Annotated in this window: 14 protein-coding genes and 1 pseudogene; 9 read left to right on the forward strand and 6 right to left on the reverse strand. The window is 71.6% G+C overall.

Annotated elements, in window-relative coordinates:
- Positions 1–12 precede the first annotated feature (12 nt).
- Positions 13–1086, reverse strand: coding sequence for a trypsin-like serine peptidase (locus tag IEY82_RS27310; protein ID WP_189127097.1), 1074 nt, complete (start codon positions 1084–1086; stop codon positions 13–15).
- A 56-nt stretch (positions 1087–1142) separates the two neighbouring features.
- A complete protein-coding gene (locus tag IEY82_RS27315) occupies positions 1143–2138 on the reverse strand; it encodes a trypsin-like serine peptidase (protein ID WP_189127098.1) in 996 nt (331 codons plus the stop codon).
- Between the two features lie 197 nt (positions 2139–2335).
- Between IEY82_RS27315 and dxr the strand changes: the two genes are divergently transcribed.
- The 4 genes from dxr (at position 2336) to IEY82_RS27335 (ending at position 7328) form a co-directional block, all read left to right on the forward strand.
- On the forward strand, positions 2336–3535 hold the full coding sequence (gene dxr / locus IEY82_RS27320; protein WP_189127099.1) for a 1-deoxy-D-xylulose-5-phosphate reductoisomerase: 1200 nt from the start codon (positions 2336–2338) through the stop codon (positions 3533–3535).
- Between the two features lie 42 nt (positions 3536–3577).
- Positions 3578–4744, forward strand: a complete 1167-nt coding sequence (ispG, locus tag IEY82_RS27325) for a flavodoxin-dependent (E)-4-hydroxy-3-methylbut-2-enyl-diphosphate synthase (RefSeq protein WP_189127100.1) — start codon at positions 3578–3580, stop codon at positions 4742–4744.
- A gap of 127 nt (positions 4745–4871) precedes the next feature.
- A complete protein-coding gene (locus tag IEY82_RS27330; protein ID WP_225263866.1) occupies positions 4872–6449 on the forward strand; it encodes an alpha/beta hydrolase in 1578 nt (525 codons plus the stop codon).
- A gap of 36 nt (positions 6450–6485) precedes the next feature.
- A complete protein-coding gene (locus IEY82_RS27335; protein WP_189127197.1) occupies positions 6486–7328 on the forward strand; it encodes a GNAT family N-acetyltransferase in 843 nt (280 codons plus the stop codon).
- 45 nt (positions 7329–7373) lie between these two features.
- Here the strand turns inward: IEY82_RS27335 and IEY82_RS27340 are convergent, their stop codons facing one another.
- Together IEY82_RS27340 and IEY82_RS27345 are read right to left on the reverse strand one after the other, a co-directional pair.
- Positions 7374–7751, reverse strand: coding sequence for a DUF3037 domain-containing protein (locus IEY82_RS27340; protein ID WP_189127102.1), 378 nt, complete (start codon positions 7749–7751; stop codon positions 7374–7376).
- Positions 7748–8557 (reverse strand): HipA family kinase, encoded by an 810-nt coding sequence (locus tag IEY82_RS27345; protein WP_189127103.1) that lies wholly within the window; start codon positions 8555–8557, stop codon positions 7748–7750. The genes IEY82_RS27340 and IEY82_RS27345 overlap by 4 nt, the downstream gene beginning before the upstream one ends.
- Before the next feature lie 203 nt (positions 8558–8760).
- Between IEY82_RS27345 and IEY82_RS27350 the strand changes: the two genes are divergently transcribed.
- The 3 genes from IEY82_RS27350 to IEY82_RS27360 all read left to right on the forward strand — a co-directional run bounded on the left by IEY82_RS27350 (position 8761) and on the right by IEY82_RS27360 (position 12059).
- Entirely contained in the window at positions 8761–9570 is an 810-nt protein-coding gene (locus tag IEY82_RS27350) for an LLM class F420-dependent oxidoreductase (protein ID WP_189127104.1), read from the forward strand.
- Positions 9571–9581: 11 nt separating this feature from the next.
- Positions 9582–10001, forward strand: a complete 420-nt coding sequence (locus IEY82_RS27355) for a hypothetical protein (RefSeq protein ID WP_189127105.1) — start codon at positions 9582–9584, stop codon at positions 9999–10001.
- A 108-nt stretch (positions 10002–10109) separates the two neighbouring features.
- Complete coding sequence (locus IEY82_RS27360) at positions 10110–12059, forward strand: serine/threonine-protein kinase (RefSeq protein WP_194518803.1); 1950 nt, start codon at positions 10110–10112, stop codon at positions 12057–12059.
- Between the two features lie 202 nt (positions 12060–12261).
- Here the strand turns inward: IEY82_RS27360 and IEY82_RS27365 are convergent, their stop codons facing one another.
- Positions 12262–12783: a TetR/AcrR family transcriptional regulator gene (locus IEY82_RS27365; RefSeq protein WP_189127107.1), complete on the reverse strand. Its 522-nt coding sequence runs from the start codon at positions 12781–12783 to the stop codon at positions 12262–12264.
- A 97-nt stretch (positions 12784–12880) separates the two neighbouring features.
- Between IEY82_RS27365 and IEY82_RS27370 the strand changes: the two genes are divergently transcribed.
- The gene (locus tag IEY82_RS27370; RefSeq protein ID WP_189127108.1) at positions 12881–15094 is read left to right on the forward strand and encodes an MMPL family transporter; all 2214 of its coding nucleotides are present in this window, start codon (positions 12881–12883) and stop codon (positions 15092–15094) included.
- 272 nt (positions 15095–15366) lie between these two features.
- Positions 15367–15525: pseudogene (locus IEY82_RS40400) on the forward strand (type I restriction enzyme endonuclease domain-containing protein); the annotation flags it as partial.
- 65 nt (positions 15526–15590) lie between these two features.
- Here IEY82_RS40400 and IEY82_RS39430 read toward each other — a convergent pair.
- Positions 15591–16637, reverse strand: coding sequence for a PLL family lectin (locus IEY82_RS39430; RefSeq protein WP_465263433.1), 1047 nt, complete (start codon positions 16635–16637; stop codon positions 15591–15593).
- Positions 16638–17002 lie beyond the last annotated feature (365 nt).

A 17002-nucleotide genomic window follows, 5' to 3' on the forward strand; every position in this document is an offset into this window, starting at 1 on the left:
CCCCGCCCGGGGTCAGGCGCGCTCGGCCGCGGTGAACAGGGCCTTGGCCGAGCCGCTGAAGTAGGGGCCGTACATCGTGCGGCGGTCGTCGCTGTACTTGAAGCTGCTCACCGAGGTGACCGTGCCCCGGCCGGTGCCGAGGTCGAAGCCGGACAGCCACGGGCCGCCGCTGGAGCCGGCCGTCATGTCGCAGCCGAGGCCCTGGTCGTGGGTCTCGCCGTGGGGGTCGTCGCGCAGCGGGCCGGCGCAGTAGACCAGGTGCTCGCCGTTGTAGGGCGGGTCGGCGGGATAGCCGAAGCCGAAGGCCTGGCCGCCGCGCGGCGCGTCGAAGGAGATCTCCTGGGCGCCCACCACGTCGGCCACGTGCCTGCCGCCGGAGGTGGCCAGCGCCACCATGCCCACGTCGTAGCTGTCGTCGGCGGCCCGCGACCATGGCGCGGCGACGAACATGCGGCGGGCGGGATACTGGCCGTAGGGCTGGCCGCCGCCCTCGCGGTAGCCGGGCACGAACGTCCAGTTGTCGGCCCACTGGCCGGTCCCGTCCTTGACGCAGTGGCCGGCGGTGACCACCACGTCGCGGTTGGCGCTGCGGACCGTGCTCGCGGAGCAGACGAAGTCGGTCCCGGCGACGGTGAGGAAGACCCGCCCGGTGGTCCTGGTCACCGCGCCGCCGGTCGTCCACCGGGAGCCGGCGGTCTGCTGCTGCGGCCGCGAGGCCTGGTGCCGGCGGGAGGGCGCGACCTTCGTGGTCGCGCCGGAGAGGTCCGGGGCGACGCCCAGCCCCGCCTTGCCGGTCAGCCCGCTCACCAGGCCGCCGCCGTCGGTGACGATGTCGAGCATGTCGATCGGCAGGGCCGCGGCCATCCGCTGGGGTGTCCAGTAGTCGAGCACGCGCCGGTGGTCGGCGGAACCGCGCGCGGCCACGTGCTCGACGACCTCGGATCGCGCCGCGCGCGGGTGCGTGGCGGCCGCGGGACGGTCTGGCTGCCGCTCCCGCTGGTGCGTGGGAGTGGCGCCCACGAGAGCCGGGCCCATCAGTCCCGCGACGAGCGGAACGGCTGCAAGCATGGGGGTGCTCAAGGTCATGGCACCCGAGTTTGCACTACACGATGTGCCGTCGCCGCTACTTTCGGTAAAGAGCGTCAGAGGGTGCCGGCGCTCTGCGCGGCCTGGTAGACGGCTTGTGCCTCATTTCCGAAATATGGGCCGAACATCCAGTTCGGGGCGAAGTTGTATTTGAAGCTGTTGACGGAGTTCAGCGTGCCCAGCCCGGTGGACTCGTTGAAATTCCGGAACCACGGGCCGCCACTGGAACCACCGGTCATGTCACAGGTCAGGCCGTGATCCCGGGACATCAGGAAGTCGTCGAACGCTCGTCCGGCGCAGTAGATCAGCTTCGACCCGTCGTACGGCGCCGCCGCCGGGTAGCCGAACGCGTACATCTGCTGCCGCCTGGCCTGGTTGAACGCCACGCCCTGGCCGCCCACCGCGTCGACCAGCGTCCTGCCCTCCAATGGCGCCACCACGGCGGCGGCGATGTCGAAGTCGATGTCCTCGCTCGCGTTCCACTGCGGGGTGGTCAGCAGCCTGCTGGCCGCCCAGGTGCCGTGGGGACGGCTGCCGTTGTCGTAGCCCGGCACGAACACCCAGTTCGTGTGGAACGCGCCGCCCAGCTTCACGCAGTGCCCCGCGGTCATCACCACGCTCTTGTTGGCGCTGGTCACAGCCGAGCCGGAGCAGGAGGAGTTGCGTCCCTGATAGGTGAAGAAGACCCGTCCGGTGGTGCGGGTGACCGTGCCGCCGCCGGTCCACGGGGCGCCGGGGCTGTTGGCGGCCTGCGCCCGCGCGGAGGCCGGCGCGGCGCCCTGGGTGGTCCACGGGACCCCCGTGGTCGGCTCGTCGGCGAGGCCGGACTCCGTCTTGGCGCCCTGCCTGGGCGAGGGGGCGGCGAGCGGCTGCGCCGCCTCCATCTTCCGCGGCGTCCAGTACCGCAGGACGGTCTTCTGCTCCGCGGGGGAGTCGGCGGCGGCCTTGGCGGCGGGCCTGGGCGCCGCCTGTGCCTGGGCCGCTCCCGCCGGAAGCAGGGCACCCCCGAGGGCAAGGGTGACGACGGAGAGCAGAGCGACTCTGCGGTGCATTACGTACCTCCCGAAACCGGAATCAGGGGTTGGAAGGTAGCGGGAGAAATATTCGTATTTCTCGACATTCGCGAATACGGATATGGCGATATTCCGGCATTAATCGGCTCAGATATCTGCCGTCACATGGGTCGCCGATTTTCGGGTGCCGGCGAACCCCGTGTCTGGGCGCCACGCGGAGCGGGGACAATGGACGGGTGCATGCAGACACCCAGCGCTCCGTGGTCGTCCTCGGCTCCACCGGCTCGATCGGCACCCAGGCCCTCGACGTCATCGCCGCCAACCCGGGCGGCTTCCGCGTCGCGGCGCTCGCGGCCGGTGGGGGCAGGGTCGGGCTGCTGGCCAGGCAGGCGGCCGAGTTCCGCGCCGAGGCGGTGGCGGTCGCCGACCCCGCGACGGTCCCGGCGCTGCGCGAGGCGCTGGCCGAGCACGGCGCCGACCCCACCGTGCTCGCCGGGCCCGACGGCGTCGCGGAGGTGGCCGCCTGGCAGGCCGACGTGGTGCTCAACGGCATCACCGGAGCGCTCGGGCTGACCTCCACGCTGGTCGCCCTGGAGGCGGGCCGCACCCTGGCGCTGGCCAACAAGGAGTCGCTGATCATCGGCGGGCCCCTGGTCAAGCGGCTGGCCAAGCCGGGCCAGATCCTTCCCGTCGACTCCGAGCACTCGGCCGTCCAGCAGTGCCTGTGGGCCTCCGGGCCCGACGGCCACGACCCCGACGCCGTCAGGCGGCTCGTGATCACGGCGAGCGGCGGGCCGTTCAGGGGCAGGAAGCGGGCCGAGATGGCCGAGGTGACGCCCGAGATGGCGCTCGCCCACCCCACCTGGTCCATGGGCCCGGTGATCACCGTCAACTCCGCCACCCTGGTCAACAAGGGGCTGGAGGTGATCGAGGCGCACCTGCTCTTCGACATCGGCTTCGACCGGATCACGGTCGTGGTGCACCCGCAGTCGATCATCCACTCCATGGTCGAGTACATCGACGGCTCCACCATCGCGCAGGCCAGCCCGCCCGACATGCGGCTGCCCATCGCGCTGGCGCTCGGCCACCCGGGCCGCCTGGCGGGCGCGTCCCGGCCCGTCGACTGGACCACCGCGCACACCTGGACCTTCGAGCCGCTCGACGACGAGGCGTTCCCCGCCGTCGCGCTGGCCAGGCACGTCGGCGCCGAGGGCGGCACCGCGCCCGCCGTCTACAACGCGGCCAACGAGGCGGGCGTCGACGCGTTCCTGCGTGGCGAGCTGCCGTTCCCGGCGATCGTCGACACCGTGGCCAAGGTCGTCGCCGAGCACCAGGTCACCCCGGCCGACACGGTCGAGGAGGTGCTCGCCGCCGACGCCTGGGCCCGCGCCCGGGCGGCGGAGCTCGCGGAGCTCGCGGCCGGGCAGTCCCGATAGCTACCTAGACTGGACAACGTCGTCGACACCCAAGAGGGAGAAATGTCTTCTGTAGCACTCGGCATCCCGACGGTCCGCACGAAGCCGCTCGCCGAACGCCGACACTCCCGCCAGATCATGGTCGGCGACGTCCCCGTGGGCGGTGACGCGCCGGTCTCCGTGCAGTCGATGACCACCACGGTCACCGCCGACGTCAACGCCACCCTGCAGCAGATCGCCGAGCTCACCGCCTCGGGCTGCCAGATCGTCCGCGTGGCCGTGCCGTCCCAGGACGACGCCGAGGCGCTGCCGACGATCGCCAGGAAGTCGCAGATCCCGGTGATCGCCGACATCCACTTCCAGCCCAAGTACGTCTTCGCCGCGATCGAGGCGGGCTGCGCGGCGGTGCGGGTCAACCCCGGCAACATCAAGAAGTTCGACGACAAGGTGGGCGAGATCGCCAGGGCGGCGGCCGACCACGGCGTGCCCATCCGCATCGGCGTCAACGCGGGCTCGCTCGACCCGCGCCTGCTGGAGAAGTACGGCAAGGCCACGCCCGAGGCGCTGGTCGAGTCGGCCCTGTGGGAGTGCTCGCTGTTCGAGGAGCACGGCTTCCGCGACATCAAGATCTCGGTCAAGCACAACGACCCGGTCGTCATGATCAACGCCTACCGGCTGCTGGCCGCCAGGTGCGACTACCCGTTGCACCTGGGCGTCACCGAGGCCGGCCCGGCCTTCCAGGGCACGATCAAGTCGGCCGTGGCCTTCGGCGCGCTGCTCGCCGAGGGCATCGGCGACACGATCAGGGTGTCGCTCTCGGCGCCTCCCGTCGAGGAGGTCAAGGTCGGCGCCCAGATCCTCGAGTCGCTCGGGCTGCGCGAGCGCGGCCTGGAGATCGTGTCCTGCCCGTCCTGTGGTCGCGCCCAGGTCGACGTCTACACGCTGGCCGAGCAGGTCCAGGCCGGGCTTGAGGGCCTGACGGTGCCGCTGCGGGTCGCCGTCATGGGCTGCGTCGTCAACGGGCCCGGCGAGGCGCGCGAGGCCGACCTCGGGGTGGCCTCCGGCAACGGCAAGGGGCAGATCTTCGTCAAGGGCGAGGTCATCAAGACGGTGCCCGAGTCGCAGATCGTGGAGACGCTGATCGAGGAGGCCCTGCGCATCGCCGAGGAGATGGGCGTGGAGGTCGACCTCGACGACGACGCCCCGGGCCCGCAGGTGACCGTGGGCTGACCTTCCCCACCCTTCCATTACGGCGTGCAATCGTCTGATTACACGTTGGCAAGCTTTCCTCCATACCCTGCGTCACCGGTCCGTCACCCCGCGAGCATCTCTGCCTATGAGATGGGGGAGCGGTCAGGTGAAGCGGTTCGTACGAGTGGTCGCGGCCTTGGGCATGCTGGTCGGCGGGGTGGTGGGCGTTCAAGGGAGCGCCACCGCGCGGAGCCGGCCGGTCGACGCGATCGTGTGGGGGGCGTGCCCGCAGACCAAGGACACGCCGCCGGGCGGCACGCCGGGGGTGGAGTGCGCGACGGTGCGCGTGCCGCTCGACCACCGCGAGCCGTGGGGACAGTCGATCACCCTGGCCGTCAACCGGATCCGGGGCAAGGTCTCGCGCGACGCCAACCACCTGGGCACGCTGCTCGTCAACCCCGGCGGTCCGGGCGCGTCCGGCCTCCGGCTGGGCGAGTTCGTGGCCGCCACGCTGCCCGCCGAGGTGGCCGCGCGCTACGACGTGGTCGGCTTCGACCCCCGCGGGGTCGGCAGCAGCCGGCCCGCGCTGCGCTGCGTCGACGCCTCGTCCTACTACGCGCCGCCGCGGCTCGACGCGGTGCCGGCCACCAGGCGCGACGAACGGGCCCTGCTCGACCGGGCCGGTGACTACGCCGCCCGCTGCGGCAACCTGTGGGCCTGGCTGCTGCCCCACATGACGACCGAGAACGTCGCGAGGGACGTCGACACGATCCGGGCCGCCCTGGGCGAGCGGCAGATCAGCTACCTCGGCTACTCCTACGGCACCTACATCGGCGGGGTCTACGCGACGCTCTTCCCCGACCGGGTCAAGCGGCTCGTCATGGACAGCTCGGTCAGCCCCGACGACGTCTGGTACCAGTCCAACCTGGACCAGGATCCCGCGTTCGACCGCAGGCACCGCGACTTCCTCGACTGGACCGCGCGGCACAACTCGGTCTACAAGCTGGGCGGCACCGCCAAGGAGACCGGGTTCGCCTGGTACGCCATGCGCTCCCGGCTGCGCGACCGGCCGGCCGGTGGCGTCGTCGGCCCGAGCGAGCTCGACGACCTGTTCACCCTCGGCGGCTACACCGACCGCATCTGGCCGGAGCTGGCCCGGGTCTGGTCGGCGTACGTGCGCGCGGGCGACGTCAAGGGGCTGGTCGAGGCGCACAACCGGTTCGGCGGCCAGGACGCCGAGGACGAGAACGGCTACGCCGTCTACCTGAGCGTGCAGTGCCGTGACGCCGCCTGGCCGCGCTCGTGGGACACCTGGCGGCAGGACACGACGCGGATGCACCGCCGGGCGCCGTTCATGGCCTGGCAGAACGCCTGGTTCAACGCTCCGTGCGCGTTCTGGCCGGTCAGCGGGGGCAGGCCGGTCGACGTCCACGGGTCGCCGAAGCTGCCGCCCATCCTCATGCTTCAGTCGCGCGGTGACGCGGCCACGCCGTACCAGGGAGCGCTGCGCATGCTCCGGCACTTCCCGACCGCGCGGATGGTCGTGGAGGAGGGCGGCAACCACGGCGTCTCGCTGGCCGGCAACCGGTGCGTCGACCGGCACCTGGCCGCGTACCTGACGGACGGCACGATCCCGAGGCGCACGACCACCTGCGCCGCCCTTCCGGAGCCCCGGCCGGTCGTGCGGATGGCGGCCGGCGGGGGCTTGGGTCACGATCGGCTCACCGACGTGCTGTCCGGATAAGCCAATCCGTAGTCGTTCGCGTAGTCTGACCATGTGATGCTGCGTACATCGGCGTCGCGCGTGCTCGACGACAGCGACCGGGACGAGGCACTCGCCTTGCTCGACAACGACCCGGTCGCCAACGTCTTCGTCGCCTCCCGGGTGCGGACCGTCGGACTCAATCCGGCGCGGCTGGGCGGGCAGATGTGGGGGTTCGGGCCGCGCGGCGGTCTCGTCTCGCTCTGCTACGCCGGAGCCAATCTGGTGCCGGTCGGCGCCGGTCCGGAGGCCGCGCACGCGTTCTCCGACCGGGCCCGCAAGCAGGGACGTCGCTGTTCGTCGATCGTGGGGCCGGTCGACGCGGTCTCGTTGATGTGGGAGCGGCTGGAGCCCTACTGGGGCAGGGCGCGCGCGATCAGATGGGCGCAGCCGGTCATGGCGACCTCGCGGAAGCCGCTCGTCGCGGCCGACCCGCTGGTGCGGCGGGTCCGGCCGGAGGAGTTCGACATCCTGCTGCCCGCCTGCGTGGCGATGTTCACCGAGGAGGTCGGCGTCTCGCCCAATCTCGGCGACGGCGGCGCCCTCTACCGCACCCGCGTCGCCGAGCTGATCCGCATCGGCAGGTCCTACGCCCGCATCGACGACGGGCGGGTGGTGTTCAAGGCGGAGATCGGCGCGGTCACGCCGTCCGCCAGCCAGATCCAGGGCGTCTGGGTCGATCCCGAGCTGCGCGGCCGGGGACACGCGGTGGCGGGCATGGCGGCCGTCGTGGAGGCGGCCCTCGCCTGCTTCGCCCCGGTGGTCACGTTGTACGTCAACGACTTCAACACCTCGGCACGGGCTGTCTACCGCAAGGTGGGCTTCCACGAGGTCGACACCTTCATGTCGGTCCTCTTCTAGGTCACAGGCGTTTCCAGGTCTCAGGTGTTCTGGGTCCGTGCCAGGTCACAGGCGTACGAGGACGTCGAAGAGCCGGGTCAGCTCGGCGCCGGGGTCGGCGGTGAGGCCGGCGTGCACCGGACCGGTCTGGACGATCGTGCTGCGTGGCGCGGTCAGCCAGCGGAACCTGCCGCCCAGCGGCTCGCCGGTCAGCGGGCCGGCCTGCTCGCCGCAGGCCAGCTCGTAGGCGCCGAGGGCCCGGCGGACGCTCTCTGCGTCGGCGTCGGGGTCGAGGGCGCGTAGCCGTACGGCGTCGAGCTCGACCCGCGCGCAGAGGTAGCCGCGGGGCTGGCAGTAGAGGAGCACGCCGGCGTTGATCTGCTCGCCGCGCTCGATCCGGGGCACCACGCGGATCACCGCGTACTCGTACACGTCCCTGCTCATCGGCGGCCTCCGCGCCAGAACTCGCCGACGGACCCCGGCCCCGGCCGGGAGGTCTTCGGCTCGCCGCGGGTGAGCCACGCGCGCGGTCCGTGGGCGCGCCGCAGCAGGTGGTCGACGTAGGCGTCGCGGACGGCCTGCGCCGAGTCGAACCCCGGCTCGCCGTCGAGCCAGGCGTCAGGCACCAGGGCGGTCACCTTCGTCAGGAGCTCCGGCGTGATCCGCGCGGAGAGCTCCTCGGCGGCGGCGTCGATGTCGGTCGCGAACGGGGCCAGCACGTGGTCGCCCGCGTCGAACGGGCGTTGGGGGTCGGCCGTCCGCCAGTTGTGGTGGAACCAGAGCGCGGCACCGTGGTCGATCAGCCAGACATCCTGGTGCCAGACGAGCAGGTTGGGGTTGCGCCAGCTGCGGTCGATGTTGTGGATCAGCGCGTCGAACCAGAGCAGCCGGGAGGCGAACGCTGGGTCGGGTGTCCAGGTGAGCGGCTCGAAGCCCAGGGCGCCGGGCAGGAAGTCGATCGCCAGGTTGACGCCGGTGCTGGCCTTGAGCAGGTCCTGGACCTCCTCGTCGGGCTCGCGGACGCCGAGCTGGGGGTCGAGGTCGATCAGCCTGAGGTCGGGGGTGCGCAGGCCGAGCCGCCGGGCGAGCTCGGCGCAGATGATCTCGGCGACGAGGACGCGACGGCCCTGCCCGGCTTCGCGAAATTTCACGACATAGGTGCCGAGGTCATCGGCTTCGACCACCCCTGGCAGCGAGCCGCCCTCGCGCAGCGGCGTCACGTAACGCGTCGCCGCGATCCTCTCCAGCACGTCCCGAGGCTATCGCGCCGCCGGCCGGTGCCCGGCCGGGGCGTTCCTCCACTGGTTCCGGTCGCCACGGTCACCCCCGGGCCGCAGTTCCGCGGACCGGGGAAGGTGGAAGACTTCGCCGAAGACCTCTTCCATGGAGCGCCGCTCCGCGGCAAGGTACTCTGCCTAACAATCGCTTGTTTGACGGTCAAGGACGGTGCGGCATGAGGATCGGCGTCACGATGTTCACCACGGATCTGGCCATGCCGGTCCCCGCTCTCGCCAGAGCGGCCGAGGAACGCGGCTTCGCCTCGTTGTACGTGCCCGAGCACACCCACATCCCGATCTCGCGCCGCACCCCGCCTCCGGCCGGGCAGGCCGAGCTGCCCGAGGAGTACAAACGCACCCTCGACCCGCTGGTCGCGCTCTCGTTCGCCGCCGCGGTGACCGAGCGACTGCTCGTCGGCACCGGCATCCTGCTCGTCGCCCAGCGCGACCCCATCGTCACCGCCAAGGCGATCGCCACGCTCGACCGCCTGTCGGGCGGGCGCGCGGTGATCGGGATCGGTTTCGGCTGGAACGTGGAGGAGATCGAGAACCACGGCGTGCCGTACGGTTCGCGGCGCGCGGTCACGCGTGACCACATGCTGGCGATGCGGGCGTTGTGGCGTGACGAGGTCGCCTCCTTCGACGGGTTCGAGGCGTCCTGGTCCTGGCCGAAGCCGATCTCCGCGCCGCCCGTCTACGTGGGCGGCGCCGCGGGGCCCAAGCTGTTCGCGCACGTCGCCGAGTACGCCGACGGCTGGATGCCGATCGGCGGCAAGGGCATCAAGGCCGCGCTGCCGGCCCTGCGCGAGGCGTGTGAGAAGGCCGGCCGGCCGATGGCCAAGGTGATCCCGTTCGGCACGCTGCTGACGAGGGAGAAGCTCGACTACTACGCGCGGCTGGGCGTCGAGGAGGTCGTGGCCGCCCTGCCCAGCGCGTCGTCCGGCGAGGTGCTGGCCAAGCTCGACGAGTACGCCCGGCTCATCTGAGCGCCGCCGGCGTGAGCGCGCGCGAGCGGCGACCGGCACGGCTGTGGCAGGCCGGGGTGGCGGCGGCCGGGGTGGCGATGGCCGCCGCCGGTTTCGTGTTCTGGCTGCGCGGCGCCCAGGGGCCGGGGTTGGAGGGCACGTGGACCGGGTCGGCCGGTCGGCCGGGCGCCGGGCGGGTGTTTCCGGTGGAGATCCGGCTGGCCGGGGCCGGGGCGACCATGCGATGGGAGGCCGGGCTGCGCTGTTCCGGCCGGCTCGGCCGCACCGGCAGCGGGTTCGTGTTCACGCTGGACCGGGTCCAGGGCGACCGCTGTGATGGGGGCACGCTGCGGATGTTCCCTGGCCGGGACCTCGACCGGCTGGTCATCAAGGTGACGCGCCAGGGTGACGAGGATGTGACGTATTCGGGTCATCTATCCCGCCCTTCTTGACCGTTTTTGTCTCGTTCGGGTGGCGATTGTCGTGGTCACCGTTGACTCCCGGCCGCCGGTTGCCTTCAGTGGGAAGGGAAGAAGGCGGCGAGGGGAGGGGCCGTGCCTATGGCACAGCCGCTCAGAACGGGGGATCCGAGGCGGCTCGGGGCATACGAGTTGTCCGGGCGCCTGGGCGAGGGCGGTCAGGGCGTGGTGTACCTCGGGACGAGGGGTGAGGAGCACTACGCGGTCAAACTGCTGCACGGACCCGTCGGGGACGAGCGGGTGGCGTTCCTGCGGGAGGTGGAGCTGGCCAAGCACGTCGCCCGGTTCTGCACCGCCCAGGTGATCGAGGCGGGGTTCGACGACGGCCGGCCGTACATCGTGAGCGAGTACGTCGACGGGCCGTCGCTGCAGCGGCACGTCGCGCTCACCGGGCCGCCGGCCGGTGGCGCGCTGGAGCGGATCGCGGTCGGCACCGCGACGGCGCTCGCGGCGATCCATCGGGCGGGCATCGTGCACCGCGACTTCAAGCCGCAGAACGTGCTGCTCGGCGCGGACGGACCGCGGGTGATCGACTTCGGGCTGGCGCGGGCGCTGGACGCGGCGGCGACGGTGAGCGGCAGGGGAGTGGGCACGCCCGCCTACATGGCGCCGGAGCAGATCACCGCGTCGGTCGTCACCGGGGCCGCCGACGTGTTCTCCTGGGGCGCCACGATGTGCTTCGCGGCCAACGCCTCGGCGCCGTTCGGGCAGGACTCCGTGGCGCCGGTGCTGCACCGCATCCTGACCGCCGAGCCCGAGCTCGGCCGGCTGGACGGCCGGTTACGGGAGCTCGTCGAGGCGTGCCTGGACAAGGACCCGCGCAACCGGCCCGCCAGTCGCGAGCTGCTGCTCGACCTGCTGGGCGACCCGGAGGCCGTTCCGGCGGAGGTGCTGCGCTCGCCGCCGCCGCACATCCTGCGGGTGCCGCCCATGAACGCCTTCGCACCGCCGGACTCCGGGCCGGACCATGGGCCGGTCGCACAGCCGGAGGTGACCGGCACGCCCGGCGGCTATCGCCTCGCTGGCGCGGCCGGGTCCGCCGGCCACCCGGTTCCCGGCGCCGCCGAGGGGGCGGCGCAGGGGACCGGGCCGGGGTTGGGTGAGGCGGAGGCGACGCGGCGGACCGGCCGGGCGTTCAACCGGGCGGGGCTCGCGGTGTCCGCCGCACTGCTGGTCAGCGCGGCCGTGCTGGCCGCGGTGGTGGTGCCGGCGTTCCGCCCGGACGGCCCGCCGCAGGCCGCCGGGCGGCCCACCGCGCTCACGACGGCGCCGGCCGTCACGTCGCCCTCGCCCGGCAGGACCGCGAAGACGGGCGTCCCGACCCCGGAGCCGCGCGGGTCGTCGTCGTCCGAAGCACCGGCCAGGGTGCCCGCGGCGGTACGGGTGCCCGCACTGGCCGGGCTGGACCAGGCCGCCGCGATCCGGGCGCTCAAGCGGGCCGGGCTGGTCGCCGGCGCCGTCACGCGGACCGAGTCCGCCCGCGCGGTCGGGCGGGTGCTGAGCACCCAGCCCGGGCCGGGAGCGCTCGTGTCCAAGGGGAGCACGGTCGGGCTGCGCGTGTCGGCCGGGCTGGCCGTGCCCGCGGTCGCCGGGCTCCAGCGTGAGCCCGCCGAGGCCGCTCTGACCGGCGCCGGGCTCGCGGTGGGCCAGGTCACCACCTCCTGTTCCGCGCAGCCGAACGGCCAGGTGCTGTCGAGCGAGCCGGAGGCGGGCAGCCGGGTCGCGGGCGGCGCCCGGGTGTCGCTGGTCGTGTCCCGCCAGGGCGTGCCGGTCCCCTCGGTCACCGGCCAGGCGCCCGCCGCCGCGCGGGCCGAACTGCGCGCCGCCGGGTTCGCGGTACGGCGGCAGAACCAGCAGGTGATCGACCAGGCTCAGGTGGGCACCGTACTGGCGCAGAGTGTCGCGGCCGGCGGCTGCGCCGGGGCGGGCGGCGTGGTGGTCATCACCGTCGGCGTCGCGGCGCAGACCGGCCCCGATCCCACCGAACCTTCGGACCCGCCGTCCAGCCCGCCTCCGGAGCCGCCCGCCTAGGGTGAGCGTCGACTCCGCCCTCGCCCACCACCCGCTCGCCCCGGATCGACGGCGCCCGGTCGAGCCGGTTCCCCGCGACTCGCCGGGCCGGACGTGAGTCCAGGTCCGATGGTCATGCCGCCTCCCCAGGGAAGTCTCCCGCGTGCCGGCGGCGGGCACGCGCGTGGTGCCGCCCGCCTGGCGACCGCCCAGCGCGTCCGGCCTAGATCGCCTGGACCGCTCGGGTGAGCACCTTCTCCACCTGCTCCGCCGGCAGGTCCACGGTCTGTACGACGCCCCACTGCAGCGCGCCGAGCACCGCCCAGCCGCGCAGCCTGCTCTCGGGGCCGGGCTCGGGGCCCGCCAGGCGGGTGAAGATCTCGTCCCGGAAGGTCCTGAAGGCCTCTCCCGGCGAGCCCGGCGGGGCGTCGTCGGCCCCGTTGACGTCCTCCATGACGAGCCGGATCACCGCCCGATGCCGCACCATGAAGCGGACCAGCGCGTCGAGGAACGCCGCCCGGCCGTCGAAGTCGGTGCCCAGCAGCGCGAGCATGTCATCGGCGGCGGGGGCGAGCAGTTCGGCGGCCAGCCGGTCCTTGGGGTGGAAGTGGTAGGCGACGGCCGTCTTGGTGAGGCCGACGGCCGCCGCGATGTCGGCCAGCGACGTGTTGGAGTAGCCGCGCTCGGCGAACAGCTCCTGGGCGGCCGCCAGGATCCTGGTTCGGGTGTCGTCGGCTGTGGTCATCGTCTCATTTCCGTACATGCACCGGCGTGGCGGATACTTGGCGTTCTACCGTAGTCCTGTACGACCGTACAGGACGGCCGTCGAGGGGGATTCTGCGATGACGCGTTTTCTGGGACGGCTGGGCGGCTGGTGCGCACGACACGGGCGGATCGTCCTGGCGTTATGGGTGATCGCGGCGGCGGGCCTGCTGGGCGGCAGCCTGGTGCTCGGCAGCCCGGTCAGCACAGACATGACGATCCCCGGCACCAGCGCGCAGCGCGCCCACGACCTGATGCGCTCCGGGTTCGGCCCCGGCTACGCGCCGGGTGGCACCGTCCAGCTCGTGCTCTACTCCGAGCGGGGACCGCTGACCGACGAGCCCCGCAAGGAGGCCGTCGAACGGACCATCGACCGCCTCGGCGACATGCCGCACGTCGTGAAGGTGGAGACGCCGTACCGGAGGGGGGGGATCGCGTCCAACCTGCGCATCGGCGTCATCACCGTGCGCATGGAGGGACACGACCACGCCAAGCTCGCCGAGACCACGCAGGCCCTGTCGAAGGCGGCCGACCCCGCGCGTGCCGCCGGGCTGGAGGTCGTGCCCGCCGACAGCTCGACGCCGGCCGACAAGGAGATCAAGACCGGCCCCAGCGAGATCATCGGAGTGACGTGCGCGCTGGTGGTGCTGGTGTTCGCGTTCGGGACGCTCGCGGCGGCGCTGGTGCCGATCTTCACCGCGCTGGTCAGCGTCGCCACCGGGCTCGGCGTCATCGGACTGCTCGGACATGTCGTGGACGTGCCCAAGCAGGCCGGCATCATGGCCACGATGATCGGGCTCGGCGTGGGCATCGACTACGCCCTGTTCCTGCTGTCGCGGCACCGTGGCCTGCTCGCCTCCGGCGTCTCCGTCGGCGAGTCGGTGCGCCGGACCGTGGCCAGCTCGGGCGGGGCCGTGGTGTTCGCGGGCGGCACGGTCATCATCGCGCTGAGCGCGCTCATGCTCGGTGGCTTCCCGTTGCTGCGGACGCTCGGCTGGATCACCGGCATCTCCGTGGTGACCGCCGTGCTCACCTCGATCACGCTGGTGCCGGCGCTGCTCGGGCTGCTCGGCCACCGGATCAACGCCCTCAAGGTGCCGTTCCTCGGCCGGCGTCCCGAAGCGTCCGGCTGGGCCGGGCTCGGCGCCTGGGTCGCCCGCCGGCCGTGGCGGGTGCTCCTCGGCAGCGTGCTCGTGCTCGCCGCGCTGGCCGCGCCCGCGCTGGCGCTGAAGCTCGGGCCGCTCGACGACGGCTACGGCACGCAGGGCTCGGACGCCCGGCGGTCGTACGAGCTGATGGAGGTCGGCTTCGGCCCCGGCATCAACGGGCCGCTCGCCGTCGTCGCCGAGCTGCCGTCACGGGTCGCGGACACCGACGAGCCCGCCCCGATCGTCGAGCGGATCACCCGCGAGATCGAGGCCGTCGACGGCGTCGCGCACGTCGCGCCCGCGCAGGTCAACGACTCGGGCAGGTCCGTGCTGGTCCAGGTCGTGCCCGAGTACGCCCCCAGCGACGCCCGGGCCGCCGAGGTGGTGCGGGACGTCCGCGCGATCTCCGTGCCCGGCGTCACGCTGCACGTCGGAGGGGAGGTCGCCGCCCTGGCCGACGCCTCCGACCGGATGGCCGAACGGACCCCGCTGGTCATCGCGGTCGTCGTGCTGCTCAGCGCCCTGCTGTTGCTGCTGGCCTTCCGGGCGCCGGTCATCGCCGTCAAGGCGGCGCTGATGAACCTCATCTCGCTGGGTGCCGCCTTCGGGGCGCTGGCCCTGGTGTTCTCGATCGGGCTGGGCAGCGGACTCGTCGGCATGGACGCGCCGGCCAGCGCCTCCTACCTGGAGACGCTCTTCTTCACGGTGCCGATCGAGAGCTACACGCCGCTCATCTTGTTCGCCGTGCTGTTCGGGCTGTCCATGGACTACGAGGTGTTCCTGCTGACCGCCGTGCGCCAGGCGTACCAGCGGCACGGCGACAACTCGCGGGCGGTGGCGGAGGGACTCGGCACGACCGGCCGGGTCATCACCTCGGCCGCGCTCATCATGGTGGCCGTCTTCGTCGCCTTCATCGCCTATCCGGACCCGCTGGTCAAGACGTTCGGGGTGGGCCTGGCGGTGGCCGTCGCGGTGGACGCCACGATCATCCGCGGCTTCCTGGTGCCCGCCACCATGGTGCTGCTCGGCCGGCTCAACTGGTGGTGCCCGGCCTGGCTGGACCGCCTGCTGCCCAACCTGTCGGTCGAGGGCCACGACGACGATCCGGCCCCCGCGCCGCCCGCCAAGGAACTCGTCCGCACCTGACCGGTGCGGCCCGATCTCAGGAGGGTCGCTCGATGCCAAGAGCGAGAATCTTCGGGTTCACGAGTACCTGACCCCGGGTGTGCGCAGGGTCGTCTACACCGATGCGTTCGGGGCCGAGCAGAACCCCGCCATCCACCTGATCGATCGGCGTCAGCCGTACAGCATTGACTTTCCCGCGGTGCGAAAGGGGCGGGTGGTCGATGGGGACGCCAGCCGTCTTGACGTGGTGGCGTATCTGAACGGGCTCCCGTGGCCGTCATCGTGTCGGAGTTCTGGGAGACGGCGTGCCGGCCGACATCGCCCGCGATCTGGTGAGGTCGATGGAGCGTGACATCACCACCCACTGGGTCTCCCGAGACGACGTTCGCGCCCATCTCCGCTCGACGAATCAACGTCTCCTCGCCAAACACGGTTATCCACCGGACATGAAACCCACTGCGAATCAAGTGGCCGCGGCGGGGTCACCCGTACCAGTTGGGGCTACGGAGAGGCCTGGTCACGGTGAAATTCCTCCTTCAACAGGGTCCCAGCCGTCATACGAGACGGCGTCGGGACCGCTCTGGATGCGATGCCAAAGGGTGTTGTCATCGTTGCTGACGGCAAAGACCATGATCGCGCCATTCTGCTTGCGTAGTGCGAACGGCTGCCTGACATTGCCGTCGAGGGACTGCCAGTCGGCGAATTGAGCGTTGGGTGCGATCTGCCGACGGTAGAGGAGGCGACCATCGGCAGCGATGGCGAAGAGCTCGATCCGACCGTCCTGGTTGTGAATCACGAACGGCTGGCTGACGTTCTCGCCCAAACTGTGCCATTCGGCGTCGAAGGCTCCGCTGGGTGACGTCTGCCACCGATGCCACACTGAGTGATCGCCCCCTTCGCCGATCGCGAAGACTTCGATCCGCCCGTCCAGGTTGCGAATCGCGCACGGCTGGCTGATGGTGCCGTTCAGGGATTGCCAGTCTCCGAAGTGGCCGTTGGGCGTCACCTGCGAGCGATGCCACAAGGAGCGATCGCCGCCAGCGCCTACGGCGAAAAGGATGATCCTGCCGTCTGCGTTGCTGATCGCGAATGGCTGTGTGACGGTGCCGCCCAGGGAGTTCCAGCCGGCGAACTTACCGCCGGGCGCCACCTGCCATTGATGCCACACCGCCCGGTCGCCGCCTGCGCCGATGGCGAAGAGTTCGATCCGACCGTCCTGGTTGTGAATCGCGAACGGCTGACTGACGGTCCCACCCAAGGGTTCCCAGTTGCTGAATTCTGCGGCGTTGGGCGTCATCTGTATGCGGTGCCACACCCCCCGGTCGCCTCCTGCGCCGATGGCGAAGAGTTCGATCCGCCCGTCCGGGTCGCGGACAACGAATGGCTGGGCGACGGTGCCGTGCAAGGAGCGCCAGGCGTTCTCGAATTCGCCATCGGCTGCGGTCTGCCGGCGACTCAGCATCGTACCGTCCTGCCCGACGGCGAAGATCTCCACACGTCCGTCCGCGTTGTGAGTCGCGCAGAATTGAGCGATCCTGGCGGTAGTGGTTGTGGGAGTACCCATACTCTTACCCTCCTCGGGCTGTGTCTCGATTGTTCGGCGAGAGGCTGGACGTCGTTTCGAACCCCGACCTGGGACGCGATGAGGTATCCAGTGGGTGCGACGCGGATTTGTCGGCTGAATCTGATAGCTGATCAACGGCTGCGCTCATGAAGATGGCGTTGCCGTTTGCTGCCTTTCGGTGCCGCCAGTTTCAACCGCCAAGCGGGTCCAGAGGGAACCGCCGACGTGGCTGGCGTCTCGGGTATCTATTGACCTCGCTTCATCGTAATCAGGTGAATCTCAAACAAGTTACCGACCGGTAGCAAAGGATTTCAGGGAACGATCGGCGCCTCGGCAGGCTCCAGTGGCCGATCGGTGCGACGTGT

This window comes from Nonomuraea cavernae (assembly GCF_014646355.1).
In the GTDB taxonomy this organism is placed as follows: Bacteria; Actinomycetota; Actinomycetes; order Streptosporangiales; family Streptosporangiaceae; genus Nonomuraea; species Nonomuraea cavernae.

Coding starts and splice junctions, on each gene's coding strand:
- IEY82_RS27310 (WP_189127097.1), bottom strand. CDS start 1,086: ATGACCTTGAGCACCCCCATGCTTGCAGCCGTTCCGCTCGTCGCGGGA.
- IEY82_RS27315 (WP_189127098.1), bottom strand. CDS start 2,138: ATGCACCGCAGAGTCGCTCTGCTCTCCGTCGTCACCCTTGCCCTCGGG.
- ispG (WP_189127100.1), top strand. CDS start 3,578: ATGTCTTCTGTAGCACTCGGCATCCCGACGGTCCGCACGAAGCCGCTC.
- IEY82_RS27335 (WP_189127197.1), top strand. CDS start 6,486: ATGCTGCGTACATCGGCGTCGCGCGTGCTCGACGACAGCGACCGGGAC.
- IEY82_RS27340 (WP_189127102.1), bottom strand. CDS start 7,751: ATGAGCAGGGACGTGTACGAGTACGCGGTGATCCGCGTGGTGCCCCGG.
- IEY82_RS27350 (WP_189127104.1), top strand. CDS start 8,761: ATGAGGATCGGCGTCACGATGTTCACCACGGATCTGGCCATGCCGGTC.
- IEY82_RS27360 (WP_194518803.1), top strand. CDS start 10,110: ATGGCACAGCCGCTCAGAACGGGGGATCCGAGGCGGCTCGGGGCATAC.
- IEY82_RS27365 (WP_189127107.1), bottom strand. CDS start 12,783: ATGACCACAGCCGACGACACCCGAACCAGGATCCTGGCGGCCGCCCAG.
- IEY82_RS27370 (WP_189127108.1), top strand. CDS start 12,881: ATGACGCGTTTTCTGGGACGGCTGGGCGGCTGGTGCGCACGACACGGG.
- IEY82_RS39430 (WP_465263433.1), bottom strand. CDS start 16,637: ATGGGTACTCCCACAACCACTACCGCCAGGATCGCTCAATTCTGCGCG.